The organism is Danxiaibacter flavus (genome assembly GCF_041060425.1).
GTDB classification, from domain to species: domain Bacteria; phylum Bacteroidota; class Bacteroidia; order Chitinophagales; family Chitinophagaceae; genus Danxiaibacter; species Danxiaibacter flavus.
Map to the genome: position 1 here is coordinate 229,496 of NZ_JAULBC010000003.1, position 15,873 is coordinate 245,368.

15 protein-coding genes are annotated in these 15,873 nt (G+C 41.0%); 3 read left to right on the forward strand and 12 right to left on the reverse strand.

What is annotated here, in order from left to right; all coding sequences use genetic code 11:
- Positions 1 to 12 precede the first annotated feature (12 nt).
- The 7 genes from QTN47_RS11510 to acpS all read right to left on the reverse strand — a co-directional run bounded on the left by QTN47_RS11510 (position 13) and on the right by acpS (position 8,261).
- Positions 13 to 1,146 carry a beta-ketoacyl-[acyl-carrier-protein] synthase family protein gene (locus tag QTN47_RS11510; RefSeq protein WP_369329520.1) on the reverse strand — a complete coding sequence of 378 codons (1,134 nt, stop codon included), beginning with the start codon at positions 1,144 to 1,146 and terminating at the stop codon, positions 13 to 15.
- Positions 1,147 to 1,286: 140 nt separating this feature from the next.
- Entirely contained in the window at positions 1,287 to 1,748 is a 462-nt protein-coding gene (gene tnpA, locus QTN47_RS11515) for an IS200/IS605 family transposase (protein ID WP_369329521.1), read from the reverse strand.
- A gap of 1,592 nt (positions 1,749 to 3,340) precedes the next feature.
- Positions 3,341 to 3,757, reverse strand: a complete 417-nt coding sequence (locus QTN47_RS11520; RefSeq protein WP_369329522.1) for a hotdog family protein — start codon at positions 3,755 to 3,757, stop codon at positions 3,341 to 3,343.
- Between the two features lie 115 nt (positions 3,758 to 3,872).
- Positions 3,873 to 4,601 (reverse strand): flexirubin biosynthesis SDR family reductase FlxB, encoded by a 729-nt coding sequence (flxB, locus tag QTN47_RS11525; RefSeq protein WP_369329523.1) that lies wholly within the window; start codon positions 4,599 to 4,601, stop codon positions 3,873 to 3,875.
- A gap of 47 nt (positions 4,602 to 4,648) precedes the next feature.
- Positions 4,649 to 6,214, reverse strand: a complete 1,566-nt coding sequence (gene flxA / locus QTN47_RS11530) for a flexirubin biosynthesis tyrosine ammonia-lyase FlxA (protein ID WP_369329524.1) — start codon at positions 6,212 to 6,214, stop codon at positions 4,649 to 4,651.
- 377 nt (positions 6,215 to 6,591) lie between these two features.
- Positions 6,592 to 7,884 (reverse strand): flexirubin biosynthesis putative acyl-CoA ligase FlxY, encoded by a 1,293-nt coding sequence (flxY, locus tag QTN47_RS11535; RefSeq protein WP_500683530.1) that lies wholly within the window; start codon positions 7,882 to 7,884, stop codon positions 6,592 to 6,594.
- Positions 7,885 to 7,886: 2 nt separating this feature from the next.
- Positions 7,887 to 8,261: a holo-ACP synthase gene (acpS, locus tag QTN47_RS11540; RefSeq protein WP_369329526.1), complete on the reverse strand. Its 375-nt coding sequence runs from the start codon at positions 8,259 to 8,261 to the stop codon at positions 7,887 to 7,889.
- Positions 8,262 to 8,626: 365 nt separating this feature from the next.
- Here acpS and QTN47_RS11545 point away from each other — a divergent pair, with 365 nt between their 5' ends.
- Complete coding sequence (locus QTN47_RS11545; protein ID WP_369329527.1) at positions 8,627 to 9,568, forward strand: alpha/beta hydrolase; 942 nt, start codon at positions 8,627 to 8,629, stop codon at positions 9,566 to 9,568.
- A 145-nt stretch (positions 9,569 to 9,713) separates the two neighbouring features.
- Here the strand turns inward: QTN47_RS11545 and QTN47_RS11550 are convergent, their stop codons facing one another.
- A complete protein-coding gene (locus QTN47_RS11550; RefSeq protein ID WP_369329529.1) occupies positions 9,714 to 10,073 on the reverse strand; it encodes a response regulator in 360 nt (119 codons plus the stop codon).
- 381 nt (positions 10,074 to 10,454) lie between these two features.
- Between QTN47_RS11550 and QTN47_RS11555 the strand changes: the two genes are divergently transcribed.
- Positions 10,455 to 11,456, forward strand: coding sequence for an SDR family oxidoreductase (locus QTN47_RS11555; protein WP_369329530.1), 1,002 nt, complete (start codon positions 10,455 to 10,457; stop codon positions 11,454 to 11,456).
- A 55-nt stretch (positions 11,457 to 11,511) separates the two neighbouring features.
- On the opposite strand, the gene tsaA is transcribed toward QTN47_RS11555, so the two are convergent.
- Genes tsaA through QTN47_RS11575 form a run of 4 tightly spaced genes read right to left on the reverse strand, consistent with a single transcriptional unit; the run spans position 11,512 to position 14,101 of the window.
- A complete protein-coding gene (gene tsaA / locus QTN47_RS11560) occupies positions 11,512 to 11,925 on the reverse strand; it encodes a tRNA (N6-threonylcarbamoyladenosine(37)-N6)-methyltransferase TrmO (RefSeq protein ID WP_369329531.1) in 414 nt (137 codons plus the stop codon).
- 12 nt (positions 11,926 to 11,937) lie between these two features.
- Positions 11,938 to 13,170, reverse strand: coding sequence for an RNA polymerase sigma factor (locus QTN47_RS11565; protein ID WP_369329532.1), 1,233 nt, complete (start codon positions 13,168 to 13,170; stop codon positions 11,938 to 11,940).
- Positions 13,171 to 13,228: 58 nt separating this feature from the next.
- Positions 13,229 to 13,567: a YciI family protein gene (locus QTN47_RS11570; protein ID WP_369329533.1), complete on the reverse strand. Its 339-nt coding sequence runs from the start codon at positions 13,565 to 13,567 to the stop codon at positions 13,229 to 13,231.
- A gap of 60 nt (positions 13,568 to 13,627) precedes the next feature.
- On the reverse strand, positions 13,628 to 14,101 hold the full coding sequence (locus QTN47_RS11575) for a carboxymuconolactone decarboxylase family protein (RefSeq protein ID WP_369329534.1): 474 nt from the start codon (positions 14,099 to 14,101) through the stop codon (positions 13,628 to 13,630).
- Positions 14,102 to 14,433: 332 nt separating this feature from the next.
- Between QTN47_RS11575 and QTN47_RS11580 the strand changes: the two genes are divergently transcribed.
- The gene (locus tag QTN47_RS11580; RefSeq protein WP_369329535.1) at positions 14,434 to 15,861 is read left to right on the forward strand and encodes a S8 family serine peptidase; all 1,428 of its coding nucleotides are present in this window, start codon (positions 14,434 to 14,436) and stop codon (positions 15,859 to 15,861) included.
- Positions 15,862 to 15,873 lie beyond the last annotated feature (12 nt).

Genomic DNA, 15,873 nt, shown 5'->3' on the forward strand with positions numbered 1-15,873 from the left:
ACTGTTGATCACTTATTCTGCTTTGCTAAACACTACGGCGCCATTACATCCTCCGAAGCCGGATGCAATTTTAAGACAATGTTTTAAATTCTTTTGGATGATTGTATTGGCGGCCACATTCACAGGTTTTGTAACGCCCAACTGTTGAAAACCTTTGGTAGGAATTACCAGGTTCTCTTTCATTTGCTGAAGCGTGATGATAGATTCAATCAAACCTGCGGCGCCAAGTGTATGTCCGTAATAACCTTTCAGGCTGTTGACCGGTGTATGCTCCATCCCGGCGATGGTGATGGCTTTCGACTCCATTTCATCATTGTACATAGTAGCGGTACCGTGAGCCGAAATAAAATCCACGTCGGCATTCTGTATGCCTGCTTCTTTTACTGCTTTTTGTAAAACATGGCTAAGCTCCATTCCTGTTCGGGACGGACCTGAAATATGGTTGGCGTCGTTACCGGTCGCACCGCCTGTTACTTTTATGCTTTTAGCGTCCTGCTTATTGGAAGAGAGAATAATTGTAGCTGCACCTTCCCCAAGGTTAATTCCGGTTCTGTCAGCATCAAATGGCTTACACGGCTCTGCGCTCACTGCCTGGAAAGATTGAAAACCGGACATCACAAATTTGGTGATGACATCAGCCCCTACTACCACTGCATTTTCATAAATACCGGATTGAATCAACCGCATGCCTGTGACAATTCCTAACAAACCGGAAATACATGCGTTAGAGACAATCAAAGGCTTATTAGCGAAATGAAAATGATCGGCAACCAGTTGCGCGGATGTGTGCAATGCCACTCTTTTTCTTAGTGCTTCATTATTTTCCTCAGTTTCAATCAGACTGATATTACCCTTGGTGGAAGAGATGATCAGGATGGTGTTTTTGCTGGTTATATCCAGGTTGGCGCTACTAAGCGTTGCTTCGATGGAGGCAATCAGCAATTGTTCAAAGTGGGTGTACTTGTCACCCATGAAAAGTTCACAACCGGCAGGGAATAAAGACGCGTAAAAAGGTTCGTCAGCGATCTTTTTATCCTCATGCAACTGAACACCTGAAACAGACTGTTTAAGCTGTTGAAAGTTTTCAGCGGTACTGAATCCGAGTGGAGAAATAATGTTATCAGCGATAATAAAAACTTCTTTCATAATGATCCTATGCGGAAATACCAAATAATATCATCCGACGCTACAATTTCCGGTATTCAGCATGGTAAAATGTAGCATGGATTATCCTTCCCCCAGCCGTCATAAGTCAACTATGGGAATTCTAAAAATCAAAAATAGCTTTAATCATACCATTCGAACAAATATTTGGCATCGTGGTCTACTTCAAATTTGTTTAAAAGTCGCAAATATTCATCCTTAAATGATGTTTTTTGATGATGTATTTTCTGATCGCGAATGTATGCGTAGACGCTGCTTAACTGCGAATGGGAATACGAAAATACACCGTAACCTTCCTGCCAGGAAAAATGCCCTGCTACAAATTGGCGTTTATTAATAAAGTTTGCTGAGTTGTTTTTAACATCCCGTGCCATATCGGAGATTAGCATTGAAGGACGCAAGCCAATAAATACATGAATGTGATCCGGCATTCCATTTACAATTATCGATTTTTGACCTTTCTGTGTAATTATTCCCGAAATGTATTGATAAAGTTCGTCATCCCAGTCTTTGTGTATCAAGTTTTGTCTTCCTTTTACAGCGAAAATAATTTGGATATAGATTTGTGAGAATGTTCCGGCCATGCTGGTTAAAGTTTAGGGAGAATAGAAAAATAATTGACGCAAATTAACCTGTTCCCTCTGAATAAATTATATTTTTTTATACTCAACAGTTGTTGAGGAGAATAATGTCACCCCGTCGGGGTTTAACGAGGATGTTGCCGATTGCTATAATAATTTCATCCCTTCGGGATTGGTGCTAAACGCGAGAATTAGAATAGCAAAAACGAACAATAAAACTTTTTAAACATAGGTAACCCTATTTGACATATAGACCTTTAAATTGAAAGGCCACTTAACACCTATGACAGCGTGGAAACAAATCCCGAAGGATGAAATTATTATAGAAGAATATAAAGTGATTAACAAAACCTGAAGGGGTGACATTATTCTTATTTAGATAATAAATTATCCCTGTTCCCAATAAACAGCTTCATCTCATAACTTGTGATGATGGTTTCGTTGAACCAAATTTTACCCTCAATTTATGTCTCCCCGTGGCGGTTTAACGAGGATGTTGCCGGTTGCTATAATAATTTCATCCCTTCGGGATTGGAGCCAAATGCGAGAGTTAGAATAGCAAGAACGAACAATAAAACTTTTTAAACATAGGGAAATCTATTTGACATGTAGACCTTTAGTTGAAAGGTCACCCACACACGACACATTCGAAACAAATCCCGAAGGGATAAAATTATTATAGAAGAACATAAAGTGATTAACAAAACCCCGAAGAGGTGACATTACCCGTATTTCGATAATTAATTGTTCCTGCTCCCCTAGTTTCTATAATAATTTCATCCATGCAGGATTAGAGGCAAACGTGAGAATTAGTAATGTCACCCCGTCGGGGTTTAACGAGGATGATTTCAGTTTCTATAATAATATCATCCCTTCGGGATTAGAGCCAAACGCGAGAATTAAAATAGCAGGAACGAACAATAAAACATTCTAAACATAGGTAAATCAATTTGACACGCAAACCTTTAAGGCGAAAGGTGACTAGACACACGACGCCGTCGAAACAAATCCCTTTGGGATTGGAGCCAAACGCGAGAACTAGAATACCAAGAGCGAATAATGAAACTTTTAACCTAAGTAAACATATTTTACAATGTAGACTTTTAAGTTGAAAGGCCACTAAACACATACGACAGCGTCGATACAAATCCCGAAGGGATGAAATTATTATAGAAGAACATAAAGCGATTTATAAAACCCCGAAGGGGTGACATTATTCTTATTTCGATAAATTAATTATTCTTGCTCCCCAATAAACAACTTCATCTCACAACTTGCGATAATGTTTTCGTTGAGCCAAATTTTGCCCTCAATTTATGTCACCCCGTCCGTGTTTAACGAGGATGTTGCCGGTTGCTATAATAATTTCATCCCTTCGGGATTGGTGCCAAACGCGAGAATTTGAATAGCAAGAACGAACCATAAAACTTTTTAAATATGGATAACCCTATTTTACATCTAGACCATTAAGTTGAAAGGCCTCTAAACACCTATGATAGTGTGGAAACAAATCCCGAAGGGATGAAATTGTTATAGAAGAACATAAAGCGATTTATAAAACCCCGAAGGGGTGACATTATTCTTATTTCGATAAATTAATTATTCCTGCCCCCTATAAACAACTTCATCTCACAACTTGCGATAATGTTTTCGTTGAGCCAAATTTTGCCCTCAATAATTGTAACATTAAATACCTGGTTTTTTATAACAACTTCGGTGACAATCTCATCGTTGATGACAGGCAAATCAAAAACCTCAAAATTTTTAATGGCGCCGATAAACCCCGTTGCAACAGGTTTATTTTCCTGTTGAGCTTTAAATCCCGCTCCGGCAGCGGCTGTCTGGGCAATATTTTCCAGCAGCCCCGGTTCTTTGAAAAAACCATTTTCTACAAATACATTTTCTTCAACAATCCTGAAACTCGTCCGCGCCGTAGTTTCATCCGCTTGCAGTAAGCGGTCTACCATTACAAAAGGTGGAGCTTGTGGTATGAGGGAAAGAATGTCTTGCATAACTGTTTTTTGAGGCGTGAGAAGAAAGGGATGAGGCATGAGGCTTAAGGTGTGAGGTTTAAGGCGGGGCATGAGGTTTGAAACCTTACACCTTAAGCCTCATACCTCTCACCTATCAAGAGTATAGCCCACCGTTAATTGACAATACCTGGGCCGTTATGTATCCCGCATCCGGTGAAGCCAGAAACCCTACAGCGTGGGCAACTTCTTCGGGTTGGCCAAAGCGGCGTGCTGGTACCAATTTCTGAATATCTTTTTCTTCAATGCCTTCAATCATATCTGTTTTAATGAAACCGGGAGCCACGGCATTGACGGTAATATTCTGGCGCGCAACCTCCTGTGCCAGCGCTTTTGTTGCGCCGATAACGCCGGCTTTTGCCGCCGAATAATTGGTTTGACCGGGCAAACCTTTCAGTCCGGAAAGTGACACTACATTAATAATGCGGCCATATTTTTTCAGCATCATACCATTCAGTACCAGGCGCGTTACGTAAAAGAAACTATCCAGGTTTGTTCTAATCACATTATCCCACTGTTCATCCTGCATCCAGGTCATCAATACATCTTCCTTTATACCCGCATTGTTAACAAGCACTTCAATGTATTTATCCTCGTTCACTTCAATCCATTTGGCCAGCACCTGCTGAATCTGCTGCTTGTCAGAAACATCAAACTGCAGCAACTCTCCTTCACTACCAGCCTGGTTTACCAGTTCAAGTGTATTATTTGCTTCACGATCGTTCGACCTGTAATTGATAATCACATAATAACCCATTGCAGCCAGCTTAACACAAATCGCCCTTCCGATGCCCCGGGAGCCTCCTGTTACTAAAGCACATTTCATTGCCGTTAATTATATTGGTTTAAGATGCTTGCTTAGTATTGATTTATTCAGTTTTCGTCGTGCGCTTTAAATGAGATCAGCTCGGCTGAAGATTCCAAAAAGCTCTTCACATTCTTCAGGTCTTTATATTTTGGAAAATCTTCAACAAAACGCGGAAAGACCTCTCTTATCTGTGTGTAAACTTTATGTGTCAGCGGTGACAATTTTTCCTGGCAATTCAGGTAATCAATAGCCTGCATAATTGCCATGATTTGTATACTTAATACAGTATATGAATTGTCAATCACTTTTTTGGCGATCAATGCTGCATTGCTTCCCATGCTCACGATGTCCTGGTTATCGTTATTGTTGGAGATACTATGTACATACATAGGAAACGACAGGGTCTGATTTTCCGCTGTTGTTGAAGTTGCGGTAAACTGCATGCCCTGCATGCCGAAGTTTAAACCTAACACACCCAGGTTTACAAAGGGAGGGAACTTCTGATTGAGCTTATCGTTCAATAAATAATTCAATTGTCTTTCAGAAAGCATACAGAGCTTTGTGATGGCAATCTTCAATTTGTCCATTTCCAGTGAGACATAGTCCCCGTGAAAATTACCTCCGTGGAAAATATTGTAATTAATATGATCAACAACCGGGTTATCATTTACTGAGTTCAGCTCATCCACAACAGTTTTTTCCGCATTAAAAATGGTATCGTAAACTGGTCCCAGAACCTGTGTAACGCAGCGCAGGGAATAATACTCCTGCACTTTGTCTTCAAAAACTTCCTGTAAAATAACATTGTCGCCGTTGTACAAATGCTCAGAACGGTTGCGGATCATTCCGCTGCCTTTTAATACATCCCGCATCATGGTGGCAATGCGGTTCTGGCCTTTGTGGTGTTTTACAATATTCAACTCATAAGAGTAATGGTCATTGTAAGCCTCCACAATTTCATTCATCATTGCAGACAGGATAACGGACCATTCCAGCAGTTTTCTCGCCTGCATAATATTGACCATGCCAATGCCGGTCATTGCAGATGTTCCGTTTAAAATAGCCAGTCCTTCCCTCGCGTGAATACTAAGGGGCTTTATATTACACCTGTTAAATACTTCAATTGTCGGCTGAATCTTGTCTTCATAAACAACCTCGCCTTCGCCTATCAGTACCAGGCCGAGATGCGCCAGTTGTACCAGGTCGCCACTTGCTCCAACACCCCCATGCTCGTAAACACAGGGATAGATATTGTTATTGATGAGTTCTTTAAGCAGGATTACAACATCTATATGTACACCTGAATATCCACGCATAAGGCTGTTCAACCTTGCGATCATCAGCGCCTTGATAAGGTGCGGTTGCAGCAGGTTGCCACTCCCCGAGCTGTGACTCCGGATAAGATTATATTGAAGCTGCAACAGGTTTTCTTCACTCACCTTGTATTGAGCCATTGGCCCAAAACCCGTGTTAATACCATAAATAACTTTATTTGCCGAAAAACTTACCAGGAAACGATAATTGGTATCTACCCTTTCCAGATCTTCTTTTTGTAATACAACTTCCTTTCCGTTAAACAGAATATCAGAAAAATCTTCTAACGAAAGCGTGCCTTGTCCAATAGCTATCATGGGCAAAATTAATTTATCAGGATCGCGGGACGCATAAGCACGAATCAGAAAAGTACGCCATGTGTACTTCCTTCAGGCAATACGTAGCTTAAAGCCCTGGTTTAAAAGCCGCAAAAATATATAAAAGCAGGCAAATTTAGGTTGAGCTGGCTAGTCAACCAGCTTGAATTTTAGCAAAATACGCCTGTCAAACAGATTGGACAAACAATACAGGTGGATTTTGACTTAGCATTGTTAGCCAGATACGATTTACGAAGTCCGCCAGCGCCGGACGCGCATTCAGACGTGTACGAAGTACCCAATTCCCGGCCAACTCATTTTAGCTAACACCCTAAGGAATCATCATTGTATACTAAATCTAAATTTCAAATCCTTTACTAATTCCTTTTGTCGATGAATTTTGTGATCTTTCTGCTGGTTTCTGACACCTGCATTTTATGGAGTTCTTCAGCGCTTGCATACTTCACAAAAGGCGTAACGCGAAGTTTGGCCTGCAGGTAGGCTCTTATCTTGTGATCGCTTTCTTCACTCTTAACTGCAGGAAGCAGGTACAATAAAATTTCGTCAAGCCCCACATCGTTAGTGGATACTTCCACAACATAATCTACAATCTCGTTCATTTCGTTTAGCAGGTCAAACAGCGCCGAGGGGTACAATGTTGTTCCCTTAAACTTGATCATTTGTTTTTTCCGGCCAAGTATGGGTGACAAACGGATGCTTTTTCTGCCACACGCACAGGGTTCATCAAAATACATGCAGACATCGCCTGTTTTATATCTCAATAAGGGCATACCTTCCACACCGAGCGTAGTAACCGTCACTTCACCGGGAACATTGGCAGTTACCGGCTGATCATTCTCATCCAGCAGTTCTACAATCAATAGTTCAGGCTGATGATGTCCGCCCTTACCTTCACTGCATTCAGTAAATGCTGTTTGCATTTCTGTAGAGGCATAAGTTGAATACAATTGGATGTTCCAGGATTCCGTTATTTTACGGCCAAGGATATTTAAGGAACAATCCAGGTTACGGATGTTTTCGCCAATGCAAATTGCTTTTCTAACGGATGATGCGTTTATGTCCGCACCAATACTCTTTACGTATTGGATCAGTTTCAGAATAAAAGACGGAACTGCTACAATTGCTGTCGGGTTTAACCGCTTAATTGTTTCCCATTGAAGTGAAGGTACTCCGGGTCCGAGCCGTATTATACCTGCCCCCATTTTGCGTATGCCTGCATAATAAGCAATGCCAGCCATAAACTGGCGATCGAGCGTGAGCATCAACTGGTAAATATCACTTGCAGAACCGTCGGCTGTTGTGAAGGAATTATACTCATTCTGCGCCAGGCGATTCAGGTCGTTGTCCGTTAAGGCAATTGTAACAGGGCTACCCAATGTGCCCGATGTTGAAGTATATTCGATGATCCTGCTTTTGTCAACGCACAAAAAATCGTTGTTGTATTGTTGCAGATCTTCTTTGGATGTGGTAGGAATTAATGAAAGATCAGCTACTGTTTTAATGGAGGCTACATCAATGCCATGGTTTGAAAACATACGCTTGTAAAAGGGCGAGAAATGGCTGAGGTAAACCAATAATTCCTGCAGCTTTTTGTTTTGCATTGCCTGTATCTTACTCACGGGTTGAGATGTAATTTCCGGTAATATCATATTTATCTTTCTATAATTACGATGGCTGTTGCCATTGATTTTACATGCGACAAAGAAACCGAAATTTTGATGATATTCAAAAATGCCAGGTTTTTCTGCGTTTCTCCCAAAAGCTGCATGATGGGTTTGCCGTTTTCATCATGTATGGTTTCAACTTCGTTAAACTGTGTGCCTTCGGCCCAACCCGTACCAAGCGCTTTAAAAAAAGCTTCCTTGGCTGCAAACCGGGCGGCATAATGTTCAAACCTGTTTTTTTTGCTCTCGCAATAAACTATCTCTGCAGCAGAAAACACATGTTCTCTAAAACCGGAATTCCGGCCAATAGTCCCAGCTATTCTTTCAACTTCTACCAGGTCTATGCCTACGCCTTCAATCATTTTAAAAAATCGGTTATTTTTTTATCAGGCAGCTAAAATACGTCTTTAAGCGTCACCTTATTAATAAGGAAGAAGCCGCCGCATAAATGTTTCTTTGTAAACAACTAATAAAGCTAAAAGCCCAAAGCTGAAAGCTAACCGAAGCGAAGATTTTTAAACCATATAAGGGATGAAAGGGCGTATAAATCGTTAATATTGACTAGAGTAACTTATACTTACTCAACCGGTTTGTGCCCTTCACCATTGACCATTCATTATTCACTAGCGTACAGAAGTATTATGAAAAAGCTGAATTTATGTTGAATTAGCAGTTTTTTTGCAACTATTGAATGTTGTTTTTTGTTAGGCTATAATAACCCCTTAGTATGATCAAGTATTTGCTCGGCCCGCTGTGCCTGTTAGCTACCGCATTGATATCGCATGGTCAGGACGGAGATTCTGCCAGGTACCGGGATATCATATTTTCTGAGGTTAATATTATCAAAGACCTCTCTTATGCCAGGCAGGTTCCTAACGGCGTTAAGAAGGAATATTATTCTTACGACTTGTATCAGTCGTTTGGAGACAGCGTTCGTAAAGGCCGCCCATTGATTATCTGGATGCATGGTGGCGGTTTCAAGTATGAATCGAAGGATGCTGCCGGCATGCAGCTATGGTGCTCCAGTTTTGCAAAACGGGGTTATGTGTGTGCAGCCATAAACTATCGCCTTACTAAAAAGAATACACTGTTTAAGTTTAAGGCATTGGTAAGTGGTTGTGCAGATGGCGTTGAAGACGCCCGGCAGGCAATCCGTTACTTTAAAGACAATGCGAAGAAATTCAGGATCGATACCAACCATATAATTCTTGCAGGAAATTCCGCCGGCGCGATGATTGCATTACAGGCTGCTTACAGCACACCTGCAGAACTGGCCAAACTTGCTGAAGACAGCACACTAAATTTAAAGGAACCCGATCCGGGCAAAATAGCCTGTGTAATTAATTTTTGGGGGGCAATGTTTGATATTGACTGGCTAAAAAATGCAAAGGTTCCGATTGTAAGTGTACATGGAAGAAACGATAATACGGTACCAGTTACCCAAAAGGGATCTAACTTCTATGGAAGCCTACCTATACATAAAGAAGCAGATACACTACACATTCCAAACAAGCTGAAAATTTACAACGGCTATTCACATGAGCTAGAACGTGTTTTTACGCCGTTTTATGCCAGCAGGGCTGCAAAACAACGGTGGCTGGAGGCAGGCCAGTTTGCTGCTGATTTTTTGTATGAGACATTGTTTAAAAGCACTGCCGGTTCATTTTAAATGTTTTAATCAGTGGTACTTAGTTTGGTGAATATTTATGAGCCCGGCAGCAGTGCCACTATTAAACATCCGTTGCGTCGCACACTTGAGCGTTTTGTTCTTTATTGTCCACCCCATATCGTACACCGTACATCATACATTGAATCTATCTGCTTGCTTTTTTTACGGCATCAATGAGCGTCGTCAGATCAAAAGGCTTTTCGATATAAAAATCTGCTAATGCTTCGGATGCAAGTTTTTCCACATTGCTGCTTGCGCTGAAGAAGATAACCGGGATAGTTTTGTGATGCTGTGAAGATTTTATTGTTTGTGATGCAACAATTCCACCGGTCGCAGGTATTTTATTATCGAGTAAAACTACATCCGGCTGATGTTTATCCAGCTTATCGAGAACGTTATCGCAATTCGTTAGTCCTTCCACTTCAAAACCCGCTGACTTCAACGCTATAGTACACACTTCCAAAATATCAATATCATCATCAAATATTAAAACCTTTTTGCTCATGTGACTATTTTGATACAAGATAAATTATCTTTTTCTAGCGGATTCATTTACTTTTTGCTTATTACATTAAATACGTCATCTCCCCAAGCTGACAAATCGCATAATTAAACGGCATCGAATTAACAAATGAGGAATTTATTCCTCGTTCAGGCACATTATTTAGCAACACTTTAATTGCGTCAAACGTAAGATGATTCGGTACAATATCCTGGTTCTCATTGCGATTTAAAATGTATAGCAAATGCTTTAAATTCCTCCGCGATTCCAATCTCAGGATTAATCACAGAAGGAATTATTGACTTCTTTATGGCATGGTTTTCCGGACATCCTCTGTATTAAACGAATGCATACCTAATACCGAACCTTCTAACACTTATAGTTATGACAAACAGGTTTATATCAGACCAGGTGATCGTTATCACAGGAGCCTCAAGTGGTGCGGGACGCGTAATAGCGCTTGAACTGGCAAAATATGGTGGTCCGCTGGTTTTGGCGGGACGAAATACACACGTACTGGACGAAGTCGCGGCTGAATGTCAGCAATCCGGCGCAGAAACGCTCGTGGTGGTAACCGATGTAACAGATGCCGGTGCTGTGGTGCGTCTTGCTGAAACTGCCAACGAATGGAAAGGAAGAATAGATGTTTGGATCAATAATGCGGGAGTATTGGCGGCGGGTGACTTCGACAAAATTCCCATGGACGTTAACGCAAGAGTGGTAAATACAAATTTGCTTGGATATATGAATGGCGTGCATGCGGTGCTGCCCATTTTTAAACGTCAGCAGAGAGGAATTATTATCAACAATATTTCCATCGGCGGTTATTTATCTGTTCCTTACGGGGCCGGATATTCAGCAAGTAAATTTGGATTACGCGGCTTTTCAGAAGCTTTAAAGGGTGAACTGGCAAGCTGGAAAGACATATATGTTTGTGATCTCTATCCCGGTTTTCTTGACACACCGGGTATACAGCATGCTGCCAACTACACGGGCAGGGTTTTAAAACCTACGCCCAGGGTGTATGATCCGCGGCAGTTAGCTGTTGCGATAATTGAGGTAATAAGAAATCCAAGATCCAGCATGTATGTCGGAGGAGCTTCCATTATTTTAAAAGCCGTTCACGCAATTTTCCCTGAATTAACCGCTAAAATAGCCGGCGCTATTATGCGCAGATATTTCAAAAAAGCTAACGGAATCGCAACCACTAATGGCAACCTTTTTGAAACCGTTGACTATAACATGAGCACTAGTGGCGGTTTTCCTATAGTGAAGGCTACCGCTGAAAAAAAAGAATATCTTGCGATAGGGGTATTAACCGGCGTAGCATTAGGGTTGTACCTGTTTGGCTGGCACGGCAAGCACAGTAAAGCGGCGGTAGAATAAGAAGGTTTCTGATGACTATGAATTAAGCACATCGCCGCTTCAGCGTCAATGCAGCCTACGTTGTCCTAACAGAAATGTTCCACATAGGTTTAATATCAACCAACGGCGTTTGGTCCAATACTTCCAGTCCGGATATTTTTATGAATCCGTCTTGTGTGACAGAGTCAACTTTTACAAAATGGATTCCTATCGGATTAGGCCTGTCCGGCGAACGGGTTGAAAAAACGCCGATATATTCTCCATCCTTGTTATTCCGCGGCCTGCATTTTATTGCAGTTCTGTCTGCCACATGAAGCCACGTCAGCAATAAAATTTCGGCACCTTCCTTTATATGTTTGATGCCTTCCATGTATGGCGGAAAAATTTCAAGCATTGCCGATGGCGAATTTTCATTTTCCTGCAATGGGCAATCATCAATGTTTTTCAATGATGAATGAATTTGACCGATGAAGTTGAGTGTTGCATCCATATTGTATAAGTATTACAGCTTGTGGATCTTAGCAAGAATGCCCTGCTTCTCTGTTTGCGTTTTAGCCAGCGAAAAGGCTTTTTCGAAATTTTCCTGCGCTTTACGTTTATCGATATTGCTGTATAGCTCGCCAAGTAACATGAAATAAAAGTGATTATCGCCTGAATAAAGTTTTTCGGCTTCTGTCAACGCAGCATTTGCTCCTTTCACTTTGTATATTGCGAAAATTCTGTTGAGCGCAACACCCGGCGAATAATTGATCGTTAAAAGCTGATCGTATAAATGCAAAATATCTTCCCATTTTTCCTCGCTGTCCTCTTTAATGCAGTGCCAGTATGCAATCCTCGCTTCAATATGATAAGAGCTGATCTCATTTCCACTGAACGAACGGTCAAAGAAGTGCATGCCCTGTTTTATTAGTTCAGCATCCCACAGCTGTTCGTTTTGTTCATCATACAGTATTAATCCGTTATCATCGGTTTGCCGTGCTTCGAATCTTGAAGCATGAAAACACATCAGCGCCATTAATGCATTTGTCCTGGGAAGATTGGTTCTTTCATAATCAGACAGCATCAGTCCGAGCCGCATTGCCTCAATGCAAAGATCTTTGCGAAGCACCTGGTTTTGTGTTTTAGAATAATACCCTTCACTAAACAACAGATAGATAATGTGCAGTACATTGTCCAACCGCTTTTCAATTTCGCCGGCAGGAGGCATTTCCATTTTTATATTTTCAGCACGCAGTTTTTCTTTGGCCCTGAATAATCGCTTGTTAATTGTTTCCTTATTGCTCAAAAAGGCTTCGGCAATCTCGTCTATCCCAAAGCCGCAGAGAATACGCAGCGCCAGCCCTATTTGTGCTTCGCTCGCAATAGCGGGATTACAAACAGCAAAGATCATTTGTAACTGGCTGTCCTTTATGTTCTCTTCAGAGAATATGGTTTCGTCCATTGCTTCTTCACTTTCTTGCGTGGCCTTAACTTGTGGTAATACTTTTTCTTCAAGAATTTTGCTGCGACGAAAATAATAAAGCGTTTTTTGTTTGGCTACGGCATATAGCCATGCGGCAGGGTTTTCGGGCAATCCCTTTATGCCCCATGTTTCTGATGCCAGCAAAAAGGTTTCACTTACTATATCTTCAGCTATTTCAATATGCTGCAAGCCAAAAAGTTTGCTTATTACAGCAACCATTTTAGCAAACTCCTGCTGAAAAAGTTGTTTTAAAGATTCATGCTCTTTCTGCATAATAGAAGATAAAACCTGCCTTTACATTAAGGCAGGTTTGAATTCACATATAATATATTTACCCGACAACCGGTCTTATTTCCACACTGCCACCTGCATCCAGAGCCGGGCAGCCATGCGCAAGGGTTGTAGCATCCTCCAGGCTTTCAGCCTTAACAATAATAAAGCTTCCGAGCCTTTCCCTTATCTCTACAAAGGGGCCGTCCGTTATTACGCCACCGGCTTTGAGTACTTTACCGTCAAGTGCAAGCCTTGCACCATGATTACCGAATTTTCCCTGGGCAACTATTCCGCCAACCCAGTCCTGCCATTTTTTAGATAAGGCCTGCATTTCTGCCGGAGAAGCATTGCTGTAATCGTAGCTGGGCTGTCTGAATATTAGCGCGAAGTCTTTCATAATTTGTTGTTTGTGATAATTGAAAGTATGAATTAAATTAAAATTACAACTATTACCAGCTTAGTTTGCCGGAACAGTATGTGAAGGAACTTTGTAAGATCCTGCCTGAACGCGGAAGGCAATATTGATCCTGTTATAACTATTGATAGCTATTACCGCCATTGTAAGTTCTACCATCTCTTCATCGGTAAACTGCTGTGTAGCCTGTTGGTAAACCTCGTCTGGCACGTTGCCATCTTTGATCTTTGTAACTGCTTCGGCCCATGCAAATGCGGCGCGTTCGCGGTCAGTATAGAAAGGCGTTTCGCGCCATGCATCCATCAGATAAAGGCGCTGTTCGCTTTCGCCCTCAGCACGAAGATCTTTGGAGTGCATATCCAGGCAGAATGCACAGCCATTGATTTGAGAAACACGGAAATACATAAGATTCAACAGTGGTTTTTCAATTGAGCAATTTGCCAGGTAATTATTTAATCCATACATGGCTTTTAACGCGTTTTGTCCTTTTGCATGAACATTCATTCTTTGTTCCATTGTGTTAAACTTAGCGTCTGCCGGCTGGCAGACAGGTTATTTAATGTGTTTACATAAGAATGATGACTGAGTTAAGGGGAATTGGACATGGGAGGACAATTTTTTTTTTAAAAATATTAGTTGCGAAGTTAGTCGCCAAAAATCAATGATTATCAGGCTGTATGTAAAGTAATACCGCTGAATTGTTGCAGTTAGTTTTTGAATTGTTTATATTGATAGAGCTTCGAAAACCAGGAAATGTCAATTAAAAAACAGATTGGTAATTTTTATTCATTAGAGTATTTGCAAGAAGTAGAATTTAACCAGAGTATCTAACCTTTAATCCTTCATATATGAACGATACGCTAAAAAATTGCTGGTCAGATTTGAAATTTTTTCTCGCCATTGCTCTTTTAGCCGCGACACTTATTGTTCCGGCGTGCAAGTGTCATCATAAGAGAGATTATCCCAAAAATGCGGTTTCCTATGAAGTCTTGTTAAAAAACAGAAACTACGATACCAACCAGGTGATCATCTGGCTTAAGCCTGGAATTTCAAAAGATAGTCTTAACAGATGGCTGAAGACTTTTGATAGTACAGGTAAAATAGCAGACACGGTTTTCTGCAAGGGATGTGACGGTTCACTGTTATTATTAAAAGGAACGGGTGCATTGACTCTTATACAATCTGCACGAGGAGGCAATCAAAGTTCTGCATCAAGTAAACCGAGTGGTGATAATGGGCCGTTCTATTATAGTGCGAATTTCCCTGTTAGTTTTAATGATACCATGCAACAGCAGGAAAAACGGGAAGTAGGGCTGGTATATACTGAGCCGGTAAAAAGCCCTGTAGTAGTAGCAGTATTTGATACCGGGGTAAAAAAAGACAGTTTGCAGAGTAATGTCTTTTTCCAAAGCAATGTCACTTCCTGTCTTGGAACTGAGGCAAACTCAGGATGGAATTTTACGCGAAACAACAATGACTGGAATGATGACTATCCCAATATTCACGGAACATTGGTAAGCAAATATATTGTTGACCAGGTACGGCAATACGGATTGAACAATGTTAAAATACTGCCCGTTAAAACACATGACGCGGCTGGTAATGGAAATCTTTTTAGTGTGCTCTGCGGTTTTGCATATGCAAAAGAACGGGGCGCAAAAATCATCAACGCCAGTTTTGGCTATTATGCGCCAAAATATTATATGGATGTAACAGGACAGATAATTCCTGATTCTTCCGCCTTTTTACTTAAAGCCTATATCAATGAATATCTTACAAAGAATAAGATCTTGTTGGTTACGGCTGCAGGCAATATAGATTTTAGCGGTTATGAATCTAAAATTTATCCAACAACCAATGCTTTGGCCCTTCGAAATCTTGACAGCATCTGCTTCTACCCTGCTTCGCTGGCAGGCGAACTGAACAATGTAATTGCTGCAACAACAGTGATGAATGGCAATGTGAGTGCAAATCAGAATTTTTCAAATAAAATTGTCGATGTTGGGGTTAACGGAGATCTTTCTTTTGGAACCAATTTCTATTTCTATAATCCTTTCGTTCCTTTTCTTACCGAGACCGGAAGTTCGTTTGCCGCACCTATAGTTACGGGAAAGATCTGTGCAAATTATGACAGAATATTGCCGGTATTGAACAGCACAAATTTTTCGCAGACATTATTATTTCTGACACTGCAGACCCCACCATCAGTAGTTGTTATTGATAGCCGGTTACATAACAAAATCAGGAACAGTATAGTCACGAACAAACGCAAATAATAATACCTGTTC

What these genes read in the sequence shown, in the direction of transcription:
- QTN47_RS11555 (WP_369329530.1), top strand. Translation starts at nt 10,455, where the DNA reads ATGACAAACAGGTTTATATCAGACCAGGTGATCGTTATCACAGGAGCC.
- QTN47_RS11580 (WP_369329535.1), top strand. Translation starts at nt 14,434, where the DNA reads ATGAACGATACGCTAAAAAATTGCTGGTCAGATTTGAAATTTTTTCTC.
- QTN47_RS11510 (WP_369329520.1), bottom strand. Translation starts at nt 1,146, where the DNA reads ATGAAAGAAGTTTTTATTATCGCTGATAACATTATTTCTCCACTCGGA.
- QTN47_RS11575 (WP_369329534.1), bottom strand. Translation starts at nt 14,101, where the DNA reads ATGGAACAAAGAATGAATGTTCATGCAAAAGGACAAAACGCGTTAAAA.
- QTN47_RS11565 (WP_369329532.1), bottom strand. Translation starts at nt 13,170, where the DNA reads ATGCAGAAAGAGCATGAATCTTTAAAACAACTTTTTCAGCAGGAGTTT.
- tnpA (WP_369329521.1), bottom strand. Translation starts at nt 1,748, where the DNA reads ATGGCCGGAACATTCTCACAAATCTATATCCAAATTATTTTCGCTGTA.
- QTN47_RS11570 (WP_369329533.1), bottom strand. Translation starts at nt 13,567, where the DNA reads ATGAAAGACTTCGCGCTAATATTCAGACAGCCCAGCTACGATTACAGC.
- QTN47_RS11545 (WP_369329527.1), top strand. Translation starts at nt 8,627, where the DNA reads ATGATCAAGTATTTGCTCGGCCCGCTGTGCCTGTTAGCTACCGCATTG.
- flxB (WP_369329523.1), bottom strand. Translation starts at nt 4,601, where the DNA reads ATGAAATGTGCTTTAGTAACAGGAGGCTCCCGGGGCATCGGAAGGGCG.
- acpS (WP_369329526.1), bottom strand. Translation starts at nt 8,261, where the DNA reads ATGATTGAAGGCGTAGGCATAGACCTGGTAGAAGTTGAAAGAATAGCT.
- QTN47_RS11520 (WP_369329522.1), bottom strand. Translation starts at nt 3,757, where the DNA reads ATGCAAGACATTCTTTCCCTCATACCACAAGCTCCACCTTTTGTAATG.
- QTN47_RS11550 (WP_369329529.1), bottom strand. Translation starts at nt 10,073, where the DNA reads ATGAGCAAAAAGGTTTTAATATTTGATGATGATATTGATATTTTGGAA.
- flxA (WP_369329524.1), bottom strand. Translation starts at nt 6,214, where the DNA reads ATGATAGCTATTGGACAAGGCACGCTTTCGTTAGAAGATTTTTCTGAT.
- flxY (WP_500683530.1), bottom strand. Translation starts at nt 7,884, where the DNA reads ATGATATTACCGGAAATTACATCTCAACCCGTGAGTAAGATACAGGCA.
- tsaA (WP_369329531.1), bottom strand. Translation starts at nt 11,925, where the DNA reads ATGGATGCAACACTCAACTTCATCGGTCAAATTCATTCATCATTGAAA.